Origin of the sequence: Neisseria sp. HMSC061H08, from assembly GCF_001836795.1 — a bacterium.
Classification (GTDB): Bacteria; Pseudomonadota; Gammaproteobacteria; order Burkholderiales; family Neisseriaceae; genus Neisseria; species Neisseria subflava_A.
The window spans coordinates 18,643-39,936 of the sequence record NZ_KV830588.1 but is presented as its reverse complement, the minus strand read 5'-3'; the positions used below and the strand labels follow the sequence as shown (position 1 = coordinate 39,936).

Annotated in this window: 18 protein-coding genes; 10 read left to right on the top strand and 8 right to left on the bottom strand. The window is 48.8% G+C overall.

Features of this window, described 5'->3' with window-relative positions; genetic code table 11:
• The 8 genes from HMPREF2675_RS11640 to HMPREF2675_RS09120 form a co-directional block, all read left to right on the top strand.
• The coding region (locus tag HMPREF2675_RS11640) for a porin (RefSeq protein ID WP_283127820.1) at window positions 1-597 on the top strand (597 nt) is incomplete at its 5' end.
• Window positions 598-1,082: 485 nt separating this feature from the next.
• Entirely contained in the window at window positions 1,083-3,359 is a 2,277-nt protein-coding gene (locus HMPREF2675_RS09150; RefSeq protein ID WP_083323922.1) for a NosR/NirI family protein, read from the top strand.
• Window positions 3,360-3,465: 106 nt separating this feature from the next.
• Window positions 3,466-5,433, top strand: coding sequence for a TAT-dependent nitrous-oxide reductase (gene nosZ / locus HMPREF2675_RS09145; protein WP_070814797.1), 1,968 nt, complete (start codon window positions 3,466-3,468; stop codon window positions 5,431-5,433).
• Between the two features lie 192 nt (window positions 5,434-5,625).
• Entirely contained in the window at window positions 5,626-7,011 is a 1,386-nt protein-coding gene (locus tag HMPREF2675_RS09140) for a nitrous oxide reductase family maturation protein NosD (protein ID WP_070814796.1), read from the top strand.
• Between the two features lie 56 nt (window positions 7,012-7,067).
• Complete coding sequence (locus HMPREF2675_RS09135) at window positions 7,068-7,967, top strand: ABC transporter ATP-binding protein (RefSeq protein WP_003748608.1); 900 nt, start codon at window positions 7,068-7,070, stop codon at window positions 7,965-7,967.
• Window positions 7,964-8,794 carry an ABC transporter permease gene (locus HMPREF2675_RS09130; RefSeq protein WP_036493197.1) on the top strand — a complete coding sequence of 277 codons (831 nt, stop codon included), beginning with the start codon at window positions 7,964-7,966 and terminating at the stop codon, window positions 8,792-8,794. The genes HMPREF2675_RS09135 and HMPREF2675_RS09130 overlap by 4 nt, the downstream gene beginning before the upstream one ends.
• On the top strand, window positions 8,791-9,285 hold the full coding sequence (locus HMPREF2675_RS09125) for a nitrous oxide reductase accessory protein NosL (protein WP_003748604.1): 495 nt from the start codon (window positions 8,791-8,793) through the stop codon (window positions 9,283-9,285). Before HMPREF2675_RS09130 ends, HMPREF2675_RS09125 begins: the two co-directional genes overlap by 4 nt.
• Window positions 9,286-9,402: 117 nt before the next feature.
• On the top strand, window positions 9,403-10,428 hold the full coding sequence (locus HMPREF2675_RS09120) for an FAD:protein FMN transferase (protein WP_070814795.1): 1,026 nt from the start codon (window positions 9,403-9,405) through the stop codon (window positions 10,426-10,428).
• A 590-nt stretch (window positions 10,429-11,018) separates the two neighbouring features.
• Here HMPREF2675_RS09120 and HMPREF2675_RS09115 read toward each other — a convergent pair.
• The 5 genes from HMPREF2675_RS09115 to ybeY form a co-directional block, all read right to left on the bottom strand.
• Window positions 11,019-11,930, bottom strand: coding sequence for a MetQ/NlpA family ABC transporter substrate-binding protein (locus tag HMPREF2675_RS09115; RefSeq protein ID WP_070814794.1), 912 nt, complete (start codon window positions 11,928-11,930; stop codon window positions 11,019-11,021).
• A 197-nt stretch (window positions 11,931-12,127) separates the two neighbouring features.
• On the bottom strand, window positions 12,128-12,814 hold the full coding sequence (locus HMPREF2675_RS09110) for a methionine ABC transporter permease (RefSeq protein WP_004519678.1): 687 nt from the start codon (window positions 12,812-12,814) through the stop codon (window positions 12,128-12,130).
• A 1-nt stretch (window position 12,815) separates the two neighbouring features.
• Window positions 12,816-13,553: a methionine ABC transporter ATP-binding protein gene (locus HMPREF2675_RS09105; RefSeq protein ID WP_070814793.1), complete on the bottom strand. Its 738-nt coding sequence runs from the start codon at window positions 13,551-13,553 to the stop codon at window positions 12,816-12,818.
• Entirely contained in the window at window positions 13,550-14,392 is an 843-nt protein-coding gene (locus tag HMPREF2675_RS09100) for an HlyC/CorC family transporter (protein WP_070814792.1), read from the bottom strand. The genes HMPREF2675_RS09105 and HMPREF2675_RS09100 overlap by 4 nt, the downstream gene beginning before the upstream one ends.
• A 1-nt stretch (window position 14,393) precedes the next feature.
• The gene (ybeY, locus tag HMPREF2675_RS09095) at window positions 14,394-14,909 is read right to left on the bottom strand and encodes an rRNA maturation RNase YbeY (RefSeq protein ID WP_070814791.1); all 516 of its coding nucleotides are present in this window, start codon (window positions 14,907-14,909) and stop codon (window positions 14,394-14,396) included.
• Window positions 14,910-15,027: 118 nt separating this feature from the next.
• Here ybeY and hemC point away from each other — a divergent pair, with 118 nt between their 5' ends.
• Window positions 15,028-15,963 carry a hydroxymethylbilane synthase gene (gene hemC, locus HMPREF2675_RS09090; RefSeq protein ID WP_141759973.1) on the top strand — a complete coding sequence of 312 codons (936 nt, stop codon included), beginning with the start codon at window positions 15,028-15,030 and terminating at the stop codon, window positions 15,961-15,963.
• A gap of 62 nt (window positions 15,964-16,025) precedes the next feature.
• On the opposite strand, the gene yegQ is transcribed toward hemC, so the two are convergent.
• On the bottom strand, window positions 16,026-17,381 hold the full coding sequence (gene yegQ, locus HMPREF2675_RS09085) for a prephenate-dependent tRNA uridine(34) hydroxylase TrhP (protein ID WP_049336697.1): 1,356 nt from the start codon (window positions 17,379-17,381) through the stop codon (window positions 16,026-16,028).
• A 326-nt stretch (window positions 17,382-17,707) separates the two neighbouring features.
• Here yegQ and HMPREF2675_RS09080 point away from each other — a divergent pair, with 326 nt between their 5' ends.
• A complete protein-coding gene (locus tag HMPREF2675_RS09080) occupies window positions 17,708-18,454 on the top strand; it encodes an amino acid ABC transporter permease (RefSeq protein ID WP_070814789.1) in 747 nt (248 codons plus the stop codon).
• A gap of 75 nt (window positions 18,455-18,529) precedes the next feature.
• On the opposite strand, the gene nagZ is transcribed toward HMPREF2675_RS09080, so the two are convergent.
• Window positions 18,530-19,615, bottom strand: a complete 1,086-nt coding sequence (gene nagZ / locus HMPREF2675_RS09075) for a beta-N-acetylhexosaminidase (protein WP_070814788.1) — start codon at window positions 19,613-19,615, stop codon at window positions 18,530-18,532.
• Window positions 19,616-19,712: 97 nt separating this feature from the next.
• Window positions 19,713-21,233 (bottom strand): Na+/H+ antiporter NhaC family protein, encoded by a 1,521-nt coding sequence (locus HMPREF2675_RS09070; RefSeq protein WP_070814787.1) that lies wholly within the window; start codon window positions 21,231-21,233, stop codon window positions 19,713-19,715.
• Between the last annotated feature and the right edge of the window lie 61 nt (window positions 21,234-21,294).

Here is a 21,294-nt window from a genome sequence, read left to right as displayed (position 1 = left end):
GGTTTCAGCGCAAGCGTACAATACCAACCTCGCGACAATGCTAACCCTAGCGACAAATACGATCACGCTGTGAAAAGCCGTGAATCTTACGACTTGGGCTTGAACTACGAAAATTCTGGTTTCTTCGGTCGCTACGCTGGTTCTTATGCTAAACGTGCTGACTTGACTTCTGGTTACCTGGATGCATTCAACCACAACACTACTTTGGCTGCCGGTACTTACAAAGATCACCAAGCTCACCGTCTGACTGCTGGTTACGATGCTAACAACCTGATGGTTGCTGTTGTAGGCCAATACGAAGGCTTTAAAGCTGACGTAGCTGGTGCTAAGAAAAATGAACGTACTGAAGTTGGTGCAACTGCTGCATACCGCTTCGGCAACGTAACTCCTCGTGTTTCTTATGCTCACGGCTTCAAAGTTAAAGAAGAAGGCGTGAAACAAGAGAACAGCGCTTACAACCAAGTTATCGTTGGTGCTGACTACGACTTCTCTAAACGCACTTCTGCCCTGTTGTCTGCCGGCTGGTTGAAAGAAGGCAAAGGCGATGCTAAATACGAGAAAACTGCTGGTACTGTTGGCCTGCGTCACAAATTCTAATCTGATTTAAGATTAGTCTGAAAAAGAGCCTGTTTTATACAGGCTCTTTTTGTTTTCGTAGGGAGTGTATTTTGTTATTGCAGGAGCAGATTAAAGTATTTTCGATATTTTTTCAGACGGCCTATGGGAATCTAAACCGGGTTATATTCTATTAAATATATGCCAAACAAAATTTTGGAAATTGTTTTGAGTATTATTATAAATAAGTTAACAATATAAAGATGGTTATTGAATTAAGTTGATTTTCCTATATTTCATGTCTACTAATAATAGATTTATTTTTATAGTTCTAAAGTATTATTAGCATGTAGAATTTGGTTTTAAGATTTGTAAATTTGATTTTAATCAAATTATTGCCGATAGATGATTCATATAATATAAGTGTTTAGAGTATCGATATATCGGGAATAGCCATGTCCTGTCTTGAAATGAAGTGCTTAAGTGGCATTTGGAAACGAATCCTTGTGCTGTTTGCTGTATTTTCTATGATGATAGTAAGCCTACCTGCTTACGCAGAGCGCTTGCCTGATTTCTTGGCAAAAATTCAGCCTTCTGAAATTTTTCCTGGTGCTGATCGTTACGGCAAACCTGAAGGTAAGCCTTTGGTTGCTCGTGTATATAAAGGCGAAGAGCAGCTTGGCTTGGTTTATATCACGACTGATGTGGTCAATACGCGTGGTTATTCGAGTAAGCCGATTGATACGATGGTCGCATTGGCCAATGATGGCACTATTGCGGGAGCAAAATTGGTTGAACACCATGAACCAATTATGCTGATTGGTATTCCGCAATCCCGTGTCGATAAATTCATTGATAAATATATTGGCTTAAATTTTATTAAAAATCCTCCTCAGCCAGGTGTGGCTCCTGCTGATATCATCAGCGGTGCGACTGTAACGTTGATGGTGATTAATGACAGTATTCAGCGTTCTGTCAAATCGGTTATTCATCAATATCATTTGGGTACGGATAAAGCGACTCAAGCCGGTGCTGCTGCCGCTTCTGGTGAGCAGGCTGCAAATGAGCCTGCGGTTCAAACCCGTCCCCGTCGTGCTGTGAATCCTGATAAACAAGACATTCAGTCTTGGAATGCGTTGTTAGAACAAAAAGCTGTTGGTCATCTGCATATTTCTGTTGACGATATCAACAAACTGTTTGAAAAAGGCGGTAAAGCCGGTGTTGCAGATCATGCAGAGCAGGGAGATGGTAACGATACATTCGTTGATTTATATGTTGCTTTGGTCAGCCAACCTTCTATCGGTAAAAGCCTTTTAGGTGAAGCCGGTTGGAATAATCTGCAAAAACGTTTGCAACCAGGTCAACAGGCAATTATGGTTGCCGGTGAAGGCCGATACTCTTGGAAAGGCTCAGGCTATGTGCGTGGCGGTATCTTCGACCGTATCGAAATGATTCAGGGCGATACCAGCTTCCGTTTTACCGATGCACAACATGAGCGTGTAGTTGCTTTGGCAGCGGAAGGTGCGCCTGCATTTAAAGAGGTTTCTTGGTTTACTATCCCTGAAGGTGTGGAATTTGATGCTGCCGAGCCATGGCGTTTACAACTGATGATTCAACGTGTGTTGAGCGTTAACGATAAAGCTTTCGTAACTGCAGATTTGGATTACGAATTGCCAAAAGGCTACTATGTCGATGATCCAAAAGCACCACCTGTTGAAATCAGCGCGCCGGTTGAGCAAGTTGCGGCTGCAGCTTCAGTTCCTGAAAGTACGGGTATTGCCGAAGATGCGACTGCCGGTGATGATGGTGTTTCCAATCAACTTTGGAAACAGGTTTGGAAAGCCAAGCAAGGTCAAATTATTGTTGTCGGTATTGCTTTGACAATTCTTCTGTTGGTATTCCTGTTCCAAGACTGGATTGTCCGTTACGAAAAATGGTATGACCGATTCCGTCTCTGTTTCCTGACCTTTACGCTGTTTTATATCGGCTGGTATGCTCAGGCACAATTATCGGTAGTGAATACTTTGACGTTGTTCTCAGCCATTTTGACTGAGTTTCACTGGGAATTCTTCCTGATGGATCCGCTGGTATTCATTCTGTGGCTCTTTACAGCGGCGACCATGCTGTTGTGGAATAGGGGTACGTTCTGTGGCTGGTTGTGTCCTTTCGGTTCGTTGCAGGAATTGACCAATCGCATTGCTAAAAAACTGGGCGTAAAACAAATTACTGTGCCACATCTGTTGCATACGCGCCTGACAGCCATTAAATACGTCATTTTCTTCGCCTTGCTGGCTATTTCCCTGTACGATTTGGGCACAGCTGAAAAATTTGCAGAAGTTGAACCTTTCAAAACTGCGATTATTCTGAAGTTTATGCGCGAATGGTGGTTTGTATTGTTTGCTGCAGCTTTGTTGATTGCCGGTTTGTTTATCGAACGTTTCTTCTGTCGTTATCTGTGTCCTTTGGGTGCGGGTATCGCATTGCCGGGTCGATTCCGTGTGTTTGACTGGCTGCGCCGCTATAAAATGTGTGGCAACCCTTGTCAGATTTGTACGCATGAATGTCCGGTACAAGCCATTGCACCAGAAGGCGATATTCATCCGAACGAATGTATCCAATGCCTGCATTGTCAGGTAATGTATCACCACGATACGCGTTGTCCTCAAGTAGTGGCAACGAATAAGAAAAAACAAAAACAAGCGGCGGCAAAATCTGAGCAGCACGATGCGACAGCAACGAAAAATGCTCAAGAACAAGTTGTTCAGTTTGTTAAAAAAGAATCGGCAATTAGTGTTGATAAGTAGTTATTTATAAAAAAGAGGGCTGTATCGGCAGCCCGATTTAGAAATTTTTTCATCGGTAGGCCGTCTGAAAAAAATCGGCCGCCGGATTTTATCCAAGGAGTGTCGTATGTCAGACGAAAAATTAGAACAAAACGGCTTAAGCCGTCGTTCATTCTTAGGTACTGCCGCTGCTTCCGGCGCAGGTATTGCCGGTGCCGGTTTGTTGGGCTTGGCCGGTTGCTCTAACGGTGAGGGTGACAAAGCTGCTGCTTCTGGCGCAGCTCCTGCTGAAAAAGCAGCTGCTCATTCTGCCGAGCCGGGCAAAATGACTTCCGAAGTGGGTCCAGGTGAACTTGACCAATACTACGGTTTCCTCTCAGGCGGTCAATCAGGCGAAATGCGCTTGATCGGTGTGCCTTCCATGCGCGAACTGATGCGTATTCCCGTGTTCAATATGGACGGCGCGACCGGTTGGGGACGTACCAATGAGAGCTTGAAAGTCCTCAACGGAAATATTACCGAAGAAACCCGTAAATTCCTGCAAGACAGCGGTCTGCGTTGCTACCCTAACGGCGACTTGCACCACCCGCACTTGTCTTTCACCGACCAAACTTACGATGGCCGTTATGCTTACGCCAACGATAAAGCAAACAATCGTGTTTGCCGCATCCGCTTGGATGTAATGAAAACCGATAAAATCATCGATATTCCTAATGCTTCAGGTATCCACGGTCTGCGTCCGCAACGTTATCCGAAAACCGGTTACGTTTTTGCCAACGGCGAACACATTGCTCCGGTTGACGGCGTAGGTAAACTGGATGATCCGAAAACTTGGCATGCCGTTTATACCGCTATCGACGGCGAAACCATGGAAATCGCATGGCAAGTATTGGTTGACGGTAACTTGGACAACGGCGATGCTGACTACCAAGGTAAATACTCTTTCTCTACCTGCTATAACTCTGAACGCGCTCTGACTGTACAAGGTGCTTCTGCTAACGAGCAAGACTGGTGTGTAGTATTTAACCTGGCCGCTATCGAAGAAGGCATTAAAAAAGGCGATTTCAAAGAAGTTAACGGCGTGAAAATGTTGGACGGCCGTGCAGAAGCCAACTCTCCATACACCCGCTACATCCCTGTGCCTAACTCTCCTCACGGCTGTAACGCAAGCCCTGACGGCAAATACATCATGCTCAACGGTAAACTGTCTCCAACCGTTACCGTATTGGATGTCAGCAAACTGGACGATTTGTTTGCAGGCAAAATCAAAGACCGCGATGTGGTCGTAGCCGAACCGCAACTGGGTCTTGGCCCGTTACACACTGCATTTGACGGTCGCGGCAATGCCTATACTACATTGTTTATCGACAGCCAAATGGTGAAATGGAATATCGACGATGCGATTAAAGCCTACAAAGGTGAGAAAATCGATCCGATCAAACAAAAACTGGACGTTCACTATCAACCCGGCCACAACCACACTACCATGGGCGAAACTAAAGAAGCCGACGGTAAATGGTTGGTGTCTTTGAACAAATTCTCCAAAGACCGTTTCCTGAACGCAGGCCCTCTGAAACCTGAGTGTGACCAATTGATCGACATTTCCGGCGACGAAATGCGTCTGGTTCACGACAACCCGACTTTTGCCGAACCGCACGATCTCTGTCTGGTTTCCGCTTCCAAAGTGAATCCAAGCAAAACTTGGGACCGCAAAGACCCATGGTTCTGGAAAGATGCTTTGGAACAAGCGCAAAAAGACGGTGTTGAGCTGGAAAAAGCCGCTAAAGTCGTACGCGAAGGTAACAAAGTACGCGTGTACATGACTGCCGTTGCGCCTGCGTACAGCGTTCCGCAATTCGAAGTGAACCAAGGCGACGAAGTGACCGTATACGTAACCAACGTTGAGACCATTGAGGACTTGACCCACGGCTTCACTTTGGAAGGCTACGGTATCGCTATGGAGATCGGCCCGCAAGCGACATCTTCTGTAACCTTCAAAGCAGTTCGTCCAGGCGTACACTGGTACTACTGCCAATGGTTCTGTCACGCATTGCACATGGAAATGTCAGGCCAAATGATTGTTAAACCAAAATAATTTTGGTTTGATGATTTAATCCTTTAGGCCGTCTGAAAAGACATTCTTTCAGACGGCCTTTATAGCAAAGCTGTTTGTCAGCCAGTATAGCAATGAGATATAAGCCATCATCAGACAGCTTTGCTATAACATCAAAATACCTGTTTCTGCGTATGTTTATCATGTAGAAAACAGGCTGTCTGAAATTGAGATATGATTATGACGCATACACCATCCCATCGTTCCAAATGGCAACGTGCCGCATTCGTATTGCTGTTGGGCAGTATGGTTCAGACGGCCTTTGCCGCAGTCATCAACGTATCCGCACAAGACAATCTCAATGATGCTTTAGCACGCGCCCAAGCCGGCGATACGCTCAAGCTTGCCTCCGGCACATACAAGACCAAACTCTATATCGACAAACCGATTACCATTGAAGGTCCGGCCGACCGTTCCGCCAAGATTGTCGGCGACCGGAGCGGGAGGACGGTTGCCGTTCATGCGCCTGATGTAACTTTGCGTAATCTGACCGTTTCCCATTCCGGCATGAGTTTGCCGGCAATGGATGCCGGTATCTATTTAGAAGAGACGGCAACGCGCGCGCTGGTGGAACATAACAACATCATCGACAACTCTGTTGGCGTGTATATTCACGGTGCGGCAGAATCCATGGTGCGGGAAAATAAAATCATCGGCGATGCAACCCTGCGCGTCAACGAACGCGGCAACGGCGTAACCGTCTGGAATGCGCCTGGTGCGCAAGTGGTCGATAACGATATTTCCAAAGGCCGTGACGGTATTTTTTCAAATACCAGTACCCATAATACCTACAAAGGCAACCGTTTTAGCGACTTACGCTTTGCCGTCCATTATATGTACACCAATGACAGCGAAGTCAGCAACAATATCTCCGTCGGCAACAATATGGGTTATGTGCTGATGTTTTCCGAACGCCTGAAAGTGTATGGCAACATTGCCGTTGGCAGCCGTGACCAAGGCATTATGCTCAACTACGTCAATTATTCTGAAATTCACGATAATGTGATCAATAAGGCGGGCAAATGCGTGTTTGCCTACAATGCCAACTACAATAAAATTTTCGACAACCATTTTGAAAACTGTCAAATCGGTATTCACTTTACCGCGGCCATTGAAGGCACAAGCCTGTTCAATAATTCGTTTATCAACAACGAAAGCCAGGTTAAATATGTCAGCACCCGCTTCCTCGATTGGGGCGAGGGTGGTCGCGGCAACTATTGGAGCGATAACAGCGCCTTTGACCTTGACGGCGACGGCTTCGGCGACAGTGCCTACCGTCCCAACGGGATTATCGACCAAATCATCTGGCGCGCACCCGTCGCCCGGTTATTGATGAACAGCCCTGCCATCAGCATTGTCAAATGGGCGCAATCGCAATTTCCCGCCATCCTGCCCGGCGGCGTAATTGACAGTAAGCCTTTGATGAACCCCGTCCGCAATAAAACGACAACCAAATACGAAGCCATGAAGGACGAATTGCTGCATGAAGCAAAAACGCACCAATCCGAATGGGGTAATGCCGAAAACGGTGCGCTGACAGGCGGAAATGCCAATATGTAACCTTTCAGACGGCCCAATATCAAAGGCCGTCTGAAACATTCACTAGAGGAATACCCATGAGCAGTACCAACCACGTTGAATTGAGAAACGTGACCAAGCAGTTTGGCAGCCAAAAGGCCGTCAACCAAGTCGATCTGGTTCTCAAGGCTGGCGAGAGCGTCGGCATGGCAGGACACAACGGTGCGGGCAAATCTACCATTATGAAGCTGATACTCGGCCTGATTACGCCGACCGAGGGCGAAGTGATGCTTTTGGGAGAACCGACCGGAAGTAAAGCAGGGGCGCAGCGTCGCAGCCAAATCGGTTACCTGCCTGAAACGGTTGCATTGCACCCTTCATTGACTGGTATCGAAACCATGGATTTCTATGCCAAACTTAAAAAACAGCCCCTGAGTAAAAACCGCGAATTGCTCGAGCGTGTCGGCATTTCCCAGGCCGCACGCCGCCGTGTCGGTACTTACTCTAAAGGTATGCGTCAACGCCTCGCTTTGGCACAAGCCTTGTTGGGCGAGCCTAAAGTCTTACTGTTTGACGAGCCGACTACCGGCCTTGATCCGGCTTCGCGTCAAATGTTTTACGAAGTTGTGCGCGAACTCAATGGGCGCGGTGCAACCGTATTGCTCAGCACCCACGCACTGGCCGAGCTTGACGGCCACGCCGACCGCATCATCGTCATGAAAAACGGCGTGAAAGTTGCCGACGGCAGCATGGATGAGTTGCATGTTCAAAGCGGTCTGCCGTTGACCGTCAACGTCCGTTTGAAAGAAGCGCGCCCGTTGAGCGAGCGTTGGCATCCGCTTTCAGACGGCCTGTCATACCAAGCGCAATGTAAAGCAGAAGAGCGCATGGCTCTTTTGAGCGAATTGGGTGATTTGGGCAGTCTTGCCTACATCGATATCCACACGCCTACACTTGACGATATGTACGCGCAATTCTTGAAGAGGGAAGACGTATGAACCCCGTTTGGATTATTACCGGCAAAGAAGTCCGCGACAGCCTGCGCAACCGTTGGGTTCTTGCCGCCGCACTTTTGCTTGCCGCATTGGCACTGTCATTAGGCTTTCTCGGTAGCTCGCCTACCGGTTCGGTCAAGGTTGATCCCTTGACGGTAACCGTAGTCAGCCTGTCCAGCCTGTCTATTTTCCTGATTCCGCTGATTGCGATGTTGCTCTCTTATGATGCACTGATCGGCGAAATCGAGCGCGGTACAATGGCGTTGCTGCTAAGTTACCCCATTTCGCGCAACCAAATCCTTGCTGGTAAATTTATCGGTCACCTCATCATCCTTGCCCTTGCTACCACGGCAGGCTACGGATTGGCAGGTATTACCCTTCAGCTTGCCAACGGCGGTTTTGATATTGCCGCATGGCAGCCTTTCGCCCTCTTGATTGCTGCCAGCGTGATTCTTGGCGCAGCCTTTTTGTCCATGGGCTATTTGATCAGCGCAAAAGTTAAAGAACGCGGTACAGCCGCCGGTATCGCCATCGGCGTTTGGCTGTTTTTTGTCGTTATTTTCGATATGGCGCTTTTAGGTGTTTTGGTTGCCGATACCGAACAAGTCATTACCGCGCCTGTAGTGGAAACCGTTCTTTTGTTCAACCCCGCAGACATTTATCGCCTGCTGAACCTGACGGGTTACGAAAATACAGCCATGTATGCCGGCATGGCGGGTTTGAGCGAACAAATCAGCCTGAGTATGCCTGTTTTGCTGACGGCTCAGGTATTATGGGTTATCATTCCTTTGATTTTAGCCGCCTGGATTTTCGGAAAGCGACAAATATGAGAAAAATATTATTGACTACCTTCACACTCATCGCATTGGCAGCCTGCAGCAAGCAGGACAACAGCCCTCCGCCTGCGCCCCAACAAATCAGCGATAGTGCAGTGGGTCATTACTGCAGCATGAATTTAACTGAACACAACGGCCCTAAAGCGCAAATCTTCTTGAACGGCAAACCTGAAAAACCAGTTTGGTTTTCCACCATCAAGCAGATGTTCGGCTACACCAAGCTGCCTGAAGAGCCGAAAGGCATTCATGTCATCTATGTTACCGATATGGGTAAAGTCAAAGATTGGGAAAAACCCAATGCCGACACCGAATGGATAGATGCGAAAAAAGCCTATTACGTTATCGAAAGCAGCTTTATCGGCGGCATGGGGGCGGAAGATGCGCTTCCTTTTGCCGACAAGGCACAAGCTGAAAAATTCGCCAAAGAAAAAGGCGGCAGAGTTGTCGGTTTTGCAGAAATGCCCGACGAATATATTTTCAAATAAAACAATCAATAAAGGCCGTCTGAAACCATTTCAGACGGCCTTTGTGTTGAAGGCTGCCGATTGATATTTAATGATGCAGACGTTCAATGTAAAAATAAAAAATCCAAGGAATACGCCATGTCCACTCCTTTAACGCGCCGCCGCTTCATTGCCATCGCCGCCACACTTGCCGCCGGTGCCGGCATTCCCTTTGCCATCAGCCGAAAAACCAATCGGCCGACTCATTCAGCCGGCCCGAATCAAGAAGGGCAGCCTGTTATCTGGAAAGGGATTGCATTAGGCTCGGGTGCGGAATTGCGTTTGTTCGACGTTGGGCGCAGGCAGGCGGAGATACTGATCAACAAAGTATTGGCGGAAGTTTCACGATTGGAAAAAATCTTCAGCCTGTATCGGGACGACAGCCTGATCAGCCGCTTAAACCGAGAAGGCCGTCTGAAAAATCCGCCATCCGATTTTTTGCAGCTGCTCAGTATCAGCCGGGATATTCATCGGCTGACGCAAGGTGCATTTGATCCCAGCATTCAGCCTTTGTGGAATCTGTATGCCGATCATTTCAGACGGAATCCGAAAACCGAAACGCCGCCGTCTGAACGCAGTATCAAAGACACGCTTAAATTAGTGGATTTCAACAAAGTCGATTTTGATACCAAAGAAATCCGTTTTGCTCAAAAAGGCATGGGCCTGTCGCTTAATGGCATTGCGCAGGGCTATATCACCGATAAAGTAGTCGAATTGTTGAAGCAGCAAGGCGTTGCCCAGGCATTGATTGATATGGGGGAAATTTACGGCTTTGATAATGCCAACCAGCGCGAGTGGAATGTCAGTATTCGCAATCCCGACCAAGAAGACCAAATCCTGACCACCATTGCCATGAAAAACCAAGCCTTTGCCACATCGGGCGGCTATGGCACGGTAATGGACGAGGCAGGCAAATTTACCCATCTTTTTGATCCGCGCACAGGCGGAAGCCAGCCGCGTTATAAAAGCATGAGCGTCATGGCGGAGAGTGCAGCGGTTGCCGATGCCTTTTCTACCGCATTCTCCATTATGGATGAGGCGGCCATCCGTACTGCGGCTCAAGTTAAAAAGGCACAGGTTTGGCTGGTAATGCCGAATAATGAATTGAAGAAGATTGGAGGATGAGGGAAGGGCGGCCTTGTCTGCGATTTTGACTATGTGCATAGGGCAGGGAAGGCTCCATTACTGAAATAATGGAGGATAAAAAAAGAAGGGCTGCCCAAGGGGGCAACCCTGAAACTCTTGCAGCTGGGAGTAATTAGCAAGAGATTACGACACTTAAAACAAAAATTCACTCATTTCAAAGCATGAAGCTTTAATATCTAAGCAATACGGTTTCAACCGCTCAAACCCCTTCGATACGGAGAAACACAACATACATGGGAAAATCCGACAAAGTGGTTTGAAGCAATTCAGATGAACGGTCTGTAATGCAGATAACCGGATGTCTTTAGATGAACGGTATAATATCAGGATAAACGGAACATTACTAGTGAATATTATAAAAAATTAGAATAATTCATTTAGTGATTGATTTTATTGAATAAAAATATGAATTTTTATTGAACTTTTTTACAACATATTGATTTGGTTTTAAAAAGGAAGTTGTGTAAGTATTTGGCGTTAATCAAAAAACTTGTTTTGAGCTTTGAGAATAGATAATCAATAGAAAAAGGCCGTCTGAATGTTCAGACGGCCTTTTTTCAAAAAGTTACTTATTTGGTTGCAGAAGCAGTAGAAGCAGCTTCGGCTTGAGCGCCTGCAGCTGCGTTCTCACCCCATGCAGCAGGATATTTGTAACCGGCAAAGCGTTTTTGTGAGTAAGCTTTGAACTCGTCAGAGTTGTAGGCTTCGGTTACATCTTTCAGCCATTGGCTGTCTTTGTCGGCAGTGCGGACGGCAGACCAGTTAACATAGGCAAAGCTTGGCTCTTGGAACAGGGCTTCGGTCAGTTTCATGCCGCTGCTCATGGCGTAGTTGCCGTTAACGACGGCAAAGTCAACGTCGGCACGGCTGCGCGGCAGTTGGGCGGCTTCAAGTTCTACGATTTGGATGTTTTTTGGATTTTCGGCAATATCGTTTTTAGAAGCAGTCAGCGGATTAACGTCGGCTTTCAGTTTAATCCAGCCCAATTCGTTTAACATAACCAATGCACGTGCAAAGTTAGATGGGTCGTTAGGTGCAGAAACGCTGACGCCGTCTTTTACTTCGTCCAAAGATTTCAATTTGCCAGGATACAGACCCAAAGGTGCGGTCGGTACTTGGAAGGCTTCAACGATGTCCAACTTGTGTTCTTTTTTGAAGTCGTCCAGATAAGGTTTGTGTTGGAAGATATTGATGTCCAATTCGCCTTCAGCCAAAGCAAGGTTGGGGCGCACATAGTCGGTGAACTCAATCAGTTTGACTTTATAGCCTTTTTTCTCCAAAGCCGGTTGAATTTGGTCTTTTACCATATCGCCGAAGTCGCCGACGGTTGTACCGAAGACGATTTCTTTTTTCTCTGCACCGTTGTCGGCAGAAGAAGCGGCAGAAGCAGCAGGCGCGCTGTCTTTTTGACCGCCGCAGGCAGCCAGTACGATGGCCAGCGCAGCGGCTGAAAGGGTTTTGAAGAATGTGTTGATTTGCATATTTTGCTCCTGATGGATGATAAAACGGTTTCAGACGGCCTCAATCTACCGCCGTCAAAAAAGAGGGATTGTAAATCTATTTTGGAAATATGAGGATGTTTTTTGTAAATTTATTTGGAATATATATCCTAATATGTTCTAAATAGATAACAGGCCGTCTGAAAAATAGTAAGTCTATTTCAGACGGCCTGGTTTGTTTAACGTTTATCCAGTTTGCGCGCCAATCTGTTGCCGATACCTTGAATCAGGATAACGAGTAAAACCAGGATGGCGACAATGAAGATGATGACTTCCATTTGATAGCGGTAGTAGCCGTAACGGATGGCAAGGTCGCCCAAACCGCCGCCGCCGATCATGCCTGCCGCCGCGCTGTACGACAGAAGGCCGATAGCCAGTACGGTAATGCTGGAAACCATACCAGCGCGTGCTTCATTCAAAAGCACTTTGCAGATGATGCTCATGGGTGAGGCTCCCATTGCGGAGGCCGCTTCAATTACGCCTCTGGGTACTTCGCGCAGGTTTTGCTCGACCAGACGGGCGAAGTAGAATAAGCCGGATACGCTCAATACCAATGAGGCGGCAACCGGGCCGATGGTCGTGCCGATGATGGCGCGTGTAACAGGAATCATGGCAATCATCAGGATGACGAAAGGGAACGCACGCATCAGGTTGACCAGGTTGTCCAAAAACAAATTCAGCTGTTTGTTGTAGTGCAACTGATGGCTTGACGTCACAAACAGCAATACGCCCAAAATCGTACCGAAGATAACGGCGAAAGTAGTCGATAGGCCGACCATAATAAAGGTTTCGCCCAAGGCTTGGATAATTTCGCCCTTCATGCTGACGATGGTCGCAACAGCACTTTCAAATGTTAAATCTGCCATATTAGTCCTCTCGAATCAGCTCTTGCCCGATTTCGGATTGGGCATGGATTTGGTTGCCGTGTACTTCAACGATTTCCAGCAGACGGCCTTTGTTCAAGAGGGCGGCACGGTCGCACAGGCGGCGGATAACGCTCATTTCGTGGGTAACGATGACGATGGTTACGTTGAAACGTCGGTTGATGTCTTCCAAACACTTCAAAACGCTGCGCGTAGTGGCGGGGTCGAGGGCGGAAGTGGGTTCGTCGGCGAGGATGACTTGAGGTTGCGGCGCCAGCGCGCGGGCAATGCCGACACGTTGTTTTTGACCGCCGGAAAGTTGGGACGGGTAATGGTTGGCACGGTCTTGCAAGTCGACGATTTCCAGACATTCTTCAACACGTGCTTGGATTTTTTTAGACGGCCATTTGGCAATTTCTAAAGGGAAGGCGACGTTTTCGGCAACGGTACGGTTGCTCAATAGGTTGAACTGTTGGAACACCATGCCGATGTTTTGTCTGGCATGGCGCAGTTGTGTGGCATTGAGCGCGGTCAGTTCTTGACCGCATACGCTGACGGTACCTGTATCCGGACGTTCCAATAAGTTAATCAGACGCAGCAGGGTGGATTTGCCCGCACCGGAGTAGCCCATCAGGCCGAAGATTTCCCCCTGTTTGATTTCGAGGCTGGTCGGCTCGACGGCGATAAAGTCTTTGTTGTCGCGTGTTTGATAGTGTTTGGAGACGTGATCCAGAATAATCATGGTTTATCCGTGTTTTCTTTAATTCGTGTGGCCATCAGGGTGTGCAGACGGCGGTTGTCGGCGCGTGCGACGGTAAATTGCAGGCTGCCGATGATGACTTTTTCGCCGCGCACGGGCAGATGTCCCAACTCTTGAATGACCAGACCGCCGATGGTGTCGGCTTCTTCGCTGCTGTATTCCGTACCGAAGAAGGTGTTGATGTCTTCGATTTCGGTAGCCGCGTGGATGCGCCAGCGTTCGGAAGAAACGGCGTGGATGTTGTCGGCGCTGTCGTCTTCGTCAAACTCGTCTTCGATTTCGCCGACGATTTGCTCGATGATGTCTTCAAAGGTGACCAAACCGGATGTGCCGCCGTATTCGTCGATGACAATCGCCATGTGGTTGCGCTGTTCGCGGAACTCTTTTAAAAGGGTGGTCAAAGATTTGCCTTCGGGAACGAAAACGGCAGGGCGCAAGACGGATTTCAGGTGGAACTGCTCGGGGTTGAACATATATTTGAGCAGGTCTTTGGCATGCAAAATACCCAAAACTTCGTCTTTGTCTTCGCCGATGACGGGGAAACGCGAATGGGCGGTTTCGATGACGTAGGCTGTGATGCGCTCGATGCTGTCGTTCTCTTTCAATACGTTCATGCGGCTGCGCGTAATCATGGCGTCGCGCACTTCCAGCTCGGCAAAGTCCAATACTTTTTCCAGCCGGGTCAGTGTGTCGGCGTCAAAAACTTCCTGCTCGTGCGCTTGGCGCAACAGGGTCAATACGTCTTCGGCGGAGTCGGGCTCGCCGGCAAGTCGGGAGATTAGGCGTTCGAAAAACTTGGGTTTCGACTGCGTACCGTCCATTTTAATATTCGTCCTCTTGGTAGGGGTTGGGGAAGCCTGCCGCCAGCATCAGGCGGATTTCTTCGGCTTCCATTATTTCGGCTTCATCGTCTTCGATGTGGTCGTAGCCCATCAGGTGTAAAGTGCCGTGTATGGTCAGGTGGGCAAAATGCTGCTCGGGTGTTTTGCCTTGTTCGCTGGCTTCTTTCAAAACCACTTGCGGACAAATCACCAAATCGCCATACAGGCCGTCTGAAAACTGGTCGGGTAGGATTTCGCCTTCGTTGAGCGCAAAACTCAATACATTGGTGGCGTAATCTTTGCCACGGTAGTCGCGGTTGTAGGCGCGGGCTTCTTCTTCGTCCAGAAGAATCAGGCTGATGTCAGCGCGGCGGTATTCGTTTTTCAAGGCAGACCACGCCCAGCGGTAGAAGTCGCGTTCGCTCGGAAGGTCGGCGGCGGAAGAGGCGTTTTCAAAGTTCAGATGAAAACGTTGCCGCTGTAAGGATAAAAAAGGATATTTTTTGGCGCGTTTCATGTTGTCCGGAAAATTTGGTTTTTAGGCGTAAATATAACATATTCACCCCCATGCCGTCTGAAAAACCGCCCAAAATATGATAGACTTCATGCCGTTTTCCATCTTTCAGGCAACCATTATGAACCCGAAAAAACTCGTTATCGCCAGTCGCGAAAGCCTGCTTGCCATGTGGCAGGCAAAACACATCCAAGGCCGTCTGAAAGCCCTGTATCCCGATTGCGAAGTCGAGATTTTGGGCATGACCACGCGCGGCGACCAGATTTTGGACAGAACTTTGTCAAAGGTCGGCGGTAAAGGCTTGTTTGTCAAAGAGTTGGAACAGGCTTTGTATGACGGCCGGGCTGATTTGGCCGTGCATTCGATTAAAGACGTACCGATGGATTTGCCTGAAGGTTTCGCGCTTGCAGCCATCGGCGAACGCGCCAATCCGTTTGACGCGTTTGTGTCCAACCAATACGCGCGTCTGGAAGAAATGCCCAAAGGTGCCGTCGTCGGCACATCCAGCCTGCGCCGCGAAGCCCAGTTGCGTGCGCGCTATCCGCATTTGGTTATCAAACCTTTGCGCGGCAATGTGCAAACCCGTTTGTCCAAACTCGATAACGGCGAATACGACGCGATTATCTTGGCCGCCGCCGGTTTACAGCGTCTGGAATTGGATGAACGCATCCGCATGATTTTGTCGGAATCCGACAGCCTGCCTGCCGCCGGACAAGGTGCATTGGGTATTGAAATTGCAGCGCATCGCGAAGATTTGTACGAAGTCTTGAAGCCGTTAAACCACGATACCACACACGCCTGCGTGACGGCCGAACGCGCGTTGGCGCGTGCTTTGGGCGGAAGCTGCCAAGTACCGCTGGCCGCATATTGCACTGAAGAAAACGGTTTGCTGACCTTGCGCGGCTTGGTCGGCCATCCCGACGGCTCGGTCATTTTGCAGGCGGACGCACAAGCCCCTGCCGAATACGCCGATGCCTTGGGTCGCGCTGTCGCCAAAAAATTGGCAGATGATGGTGCGGAAGAATTGATTGCCGCCGTATTGCAAGAACAGGTTTGAAACAGCATAGATCATTTAAAAGGCCGTCTGAAACTTTCAGACGGCCTTTATTTTGTTGATGCTTAAGGATTCATAATCCGCGCAACCAAAGCTTTTTCTTTGCCTTGCATATTCGGGATTTTGACCTGAATGCCGTTGCCTGGGGCAACATCGACAGGCTGACCTTTGCGGGTCATTTGTTCCAATTTGATGGTTTGGTTGCCGCTCGGGTGGATGATCTCGAGTGAATCGCCGATGGCAAAGCGGTTTTTGACTTCGATGGTTGCCCAGCCGTTTTCATCGATTTCGGTAACGTGGCCGACATATTGGCTTTGTTTGGCGATGGAGTGGCCGGTCAGGTAGTTTTGGTAATCCTGAGTTTGGTGGCGCTCGAGGAAGCCGCTGGTGTAGCCGCGGTTGGCAAGGCCTTCGAGTTCGCTCAACAGGCTGTAATCAAACGGACGGCCTGCAACGGCATCATCAATCGCTTTGCGGTAGGACTGGGCAACGCGGGCGACATAATAAAGCGATTTGGTACGGCCTTCGACTTTGAGGCTGTCCACGCCGATTTTGGCCAGTTTCTCAACCACTTCAATGCCGCGAAGGTCTTTGGAGTTCATGATGTAGGTGCCGTGTTCGTCTTCCATAATCGGCATCATTTCGCCCGGGCGGTTGGACTCCTCAATCAGGAAAACTTTGTCGGCGTAGGGGTGGCGTTTCTGACCGTTGATGCCTTCAAAGTTTTGGTTGGCTTCTTCTTGGGCTTTTTCAAAGTTGAAACCTTGCAGAAGCTGGGCATCGCCCGCGTCGCTTTCGACGGCGTTGTGGACTTTGTAGTCCCAACGGCAGGAGTTGGTGCAAGTACCTTGGTTAGGGTCGCGGTGGTTAAAATAGCCGGAGAGTAGGCAACGGCCGGAGTAGGCGATACACAATGCGCCGTGGATGAAGACTTCGAGTTCGATGTCGGGACATTCTTGGCGGATTTCGGCAATTTCTTCCATGCTTAATTCGCGCGACAGAATAATGCGTTCGACACCGATGTTTTGCCAGAATTTCACGCCCCAGTAGTTGGTGGTGTTGGCCTGTACGGACAGGTGGATCGGCATTTCCGGCCATTTTTCGCGCACGGTCATGATCAAACCCGGATCCGCCATAATCAGCGCGTCGGGTTTCATGGCAATCAAGGGTTCCATATCGGAAACAAAGGTTTTGAGCTTGGAGTTGTGCGGCAGCGTGTTGACGGTCAGGAAGAATTTTTTGTTGCGTTCGTGCGCTTCTTTAATGCCTTGCTCGAGGACGTCGAGTTTGGCAAATTCGTTGTTGCGGGCGCGCAGGGAGTAACGCGGGCTGCCGGCGTAAACGGCATCTGCGCCGTAATCATAGGCGGCGCGCATACGTTCGAGGCCGCCGGCTGGTAATAAGAGTTCGGGTGCTTTCATGTTTTATGCTTTTAAAAATGTTTTCAGACGGCCTTTAAGGGAAGAGGGAAGGCCGTCTGAAAGATGTTTGAAGAATGGGCGGATTATCCGCTGTTTTTGTGTTTCGGTCAATTTTGTGGCGGGTTTGCGCTTTGTTTTTTATACGGAAAATGTCTTATATGATGAAAGGTGAAAAGTGGCTGCAATTCATTGGAAATGTAAAAAAGCAGGGTTATGCGGATTAATTTAACAAAAAACCGTTCAAGCAATGTATTTTCTTGTAAAATATCAAGCTTCATTTTAAAAAATATTCGGATTAGTTACCGATTTTGATCGACGGAAGGGTTATGGATTTTCGTTTTGACATTATTTATGAATACCGCTGGATGTTTTTATACGGCGTATTAGCAACGCTGGGAATTACAGTGGTTGCAACGATTGGCGGTTCGATTTTAGGTTTGCTGCTGGCATTGGCTCGTTTGGTTAATCCGGAAAAAGCCGGTGCGCCGATACGTGCATTGGCTTGGGTTTTGCGTAAGATTTCTTTTGTGTATGTTGCGTTGTTCCGCGGTACGCCATTGCTTGCTCAAGTTATTATTTGGGCTTTTGTTATTTTCCCATTTTTTGTACATCCTACCGATGGTGCATTAATCAGCGGAGAATCTGCAATTAATTTTCGTCGTTCTTATGGCCCATTGATCGCAGGTGTAATGGCTTTGATTGCAAACTCAGGTGCATATGTTTGTGAGATTTTCCGTGCCGGTATCCAGTCGATTGATAAAGGCCAAATGGAAGCCGCGCGTTCTTTGGGTCTGACCTATACTCAGGCGATGCGTTATGTGATTTTGCCTCAGGCTCTTCGCCGTATGTTGCCGCCACTTGCAGGTGAATTTATCACACTTTTGAAAGATAGTTCTTTGCTGTCTGTTATTGCAGTTCCTGAACTTATGTCTGTTCAAAAAGCAATCACGGGTCAGTATTCGATATTCCAAGAGCCGCTTTATACGGTTGCATTGATTTATCTTGTATTGACGAGTGTATTAGGATGGGTATTCTTACGTTTGGAACGTCGCTATAACGTAAAAATTCATTAATTAGGAAGATAAAAAAGGAAGACTTTTTCAAGTCTTCCTTTTTTATTTGCCGTCAATGTTTCAGACGGCCTTGAATCAGAATGCTTCGCCGACTTTAACACCGCCTGCGATGTCTTTGGGCGTTGCCAGTTTAGCGGTCGCCTGTTGGGTAGCTTGGAATGCTTCGGTTGCCATGATGTCGGCTGCTTCCTGGATGGTCAATGTGTTGGCCATGTATTGCCAACGTGCGGCCAAATCGGCGTTTGCCGGCGCGTGAAAACCGTCTCGCAATTCATCGACCAAGTCAGGGCGGTTGCACACCAGTACAATATCGCAGCCTGCTTCAAAAGAAAGGCGGGCGCGTTCTTTAATACCGCCGACGCCGCATGCGCCTTCCATGGTCAGGTCGTCTGAAAAGATAACGCCGTTAAATCCGATTTCTTGGCGCAGGATTTGTTTCAGCCATTTTTCGGAGAAGCCGGCAGGTTGGCTGTCGATTTGCGGGTATACGACGTGGGCAGGCATGACTGCGGCCATGCCTGCCTGGCTCAGTGCGCGGAAGGGGATAAGGTCGGCGGCTTCGAGCGCTTCGCGGCTGCGTTCGTCGCAAGGCAGGACATGATGGCTGTCGCCTTCGACAAAGCCGTGGCCGGGGAAGTGTTTACCGCAAGATTTCATGCCGCCTTTGTTCAGGCCTTTTTGTAAGGCAAGGGCAAGCTGGGTTACGATGTTGGCGTCGCGGTGGAAACTGCGGTTGCCGATGACGGCGCATTGACCCCAGTCCAAATCCAATACAGGTGTGAAGGATAGGTCGATACCGCAGGCGGAGAGTTCGGTTGCTAAAACCCAACCGACTTGTTCTGCTTGGACGCAAGCGGCTTCTTTGCCTTCATTGTCCCAAATTTCGCCCAATACGTTCATTGCCGGCAGGCGGGTAAAGCCGTCAATAAAACGTTGAACCCGTCCGCCTTCGTGGTCGACGGCGATGATGAGTTCAGGTGTACGGACGGCTTTGATTTCTTGAACCAAAGCTTTGAGCTGGGAAACGTTTTCAAAGTTGCGGCGGAACAAAATAACGCCACCGACGGCAGGGTCGAGCAGGCGTTGTTTTTCTTCTTCGGTCAGATGATAGGCGGCGACATCGGCCATGACTGGGCCGCGTGGAAGATGAGGCGTATTCATTGTTTTGTCCTGAATAATGTATATATTGGATAATCGTTATGTTCAGACGGCCTGAGAGTATAGGAATATCTCAGGCCGTCTGAATATTGGTTTTGAATTAGGCAGTTGTTTTTTTCTTGTCTTTCAAGATAAAAATCAACACAACCATCACGATGCCGGTTACCACAAAACCTAAAGGCGCAGAGCCGGTCATGCCTAAAATCAGGTAGCCAATAGCGGCAGAGGCGGCAACAGTCAGTGCGTAAGGGAATTGCGAGGTAACGTGGTCGATGTGGTTACAGTGTGCGCCGGTAGAAGAGAGGATGGTGGTGTCGGAAATCGGCGAGCAGTGGTCGCCAAATACGGCACCGGCCATGACGGCGGACATGCAGGGGATAATCAGCGCTGGTTCGACTTTGACGGCCATGGCGGCGGCAATCGGCAACATGATGCCGAATGTACCCCAGCTTGTACCGGTAGCGAAGGCCATCACGCCTGCGAGCAGAAATAAAATCACGGGCAGGAAGCCTGCATGGATATTGCCTGCTACCAAGGTGGAGAGGTATTCGCCGGTGTGCATCTCGCTGACAACGGTGCTGATAATCCATGCCAAAATCAAGATGATAATGGCGCCGCGCATAGAGATGATGCCCTGCCAAATAGCTTTAGGGTAATCGCTGGTTTTGATGGTGCCGATGGTGCAGAGGATGACAGCCAATACGCCGCAAGTACCGCCGAACACGAGGGAAGTGTTCACATCGGTATTTTCAAACGCGCTGAGCAAAGAGAAAGTTTCAGAAGCTTGTGCGCCAGTGTAAATCATGGCGGAAACAGTGGCTACAATCAGTACCAAAACCGGCACAATCAGTGCAAATACACGGCCGTTGGGATGGCCTGTTTCAACGATTTCATCATGAGTTTCGTTCAAAGCGGCACGTTCCAAACGAGCCATAGAGCCGATGTCGAAGGAGAACCAGGCAACGACAAACACCATAATCAACGCGAAGACAGCGTAGTAATTCATCAGGCTCATGGCCACGAATGCGCCCATTGGCGTGTAGTCTGTGATGTTGTAAGTCACCAAAAGGCCGGCCAAAGTCGCGATAATCGATGCGCCCCAGCTGGATACCGGCATCAAAACGCACATCGGCGCGGCAGTGGAGTCTAGGATATAAGCCAGTTTGGCGCGGGAAACTTTGAATTTGTCGGTCACAGGGCGAGCAATCGCACCGACGGCAAGACTGTGGAAATAGTCGTCAATAAAGGTAACGAATACCAGACAGGCGGTCAGCAGCTTCGCACCGCGGCGGCCTTTGATGTGCTGTTTTGCCCAATCGGCAAATGCTTGGTTACTGCCGGAATGCGTCAGCAGGGAAGTGAAAATCCCCAAAAGCACCAAAAAGAGCAGGATTTTGGGTTTGCCCAAAGACCAATCGCCGTCCGCCCAAGTCAGGCTGACAGCCATGTCTTTCAAGTGAACCAAAGCATCAAGTGGATTACCGCCTACCAGCAGGAATGAGCCGACGATAATGCCGACACCGAGGGACAGCAATACACGGCGCGTAGCAATGGCCAAGGCGAGCGCAATGGCTGCCGGGACGATGGATAAAATAGAATTTGAATAATTAATAAGTTGCATAATTATATTGTATATAAGCGGTAAAATATTTTCAGACGGCCTAAGTTGGAAGACGGATAAC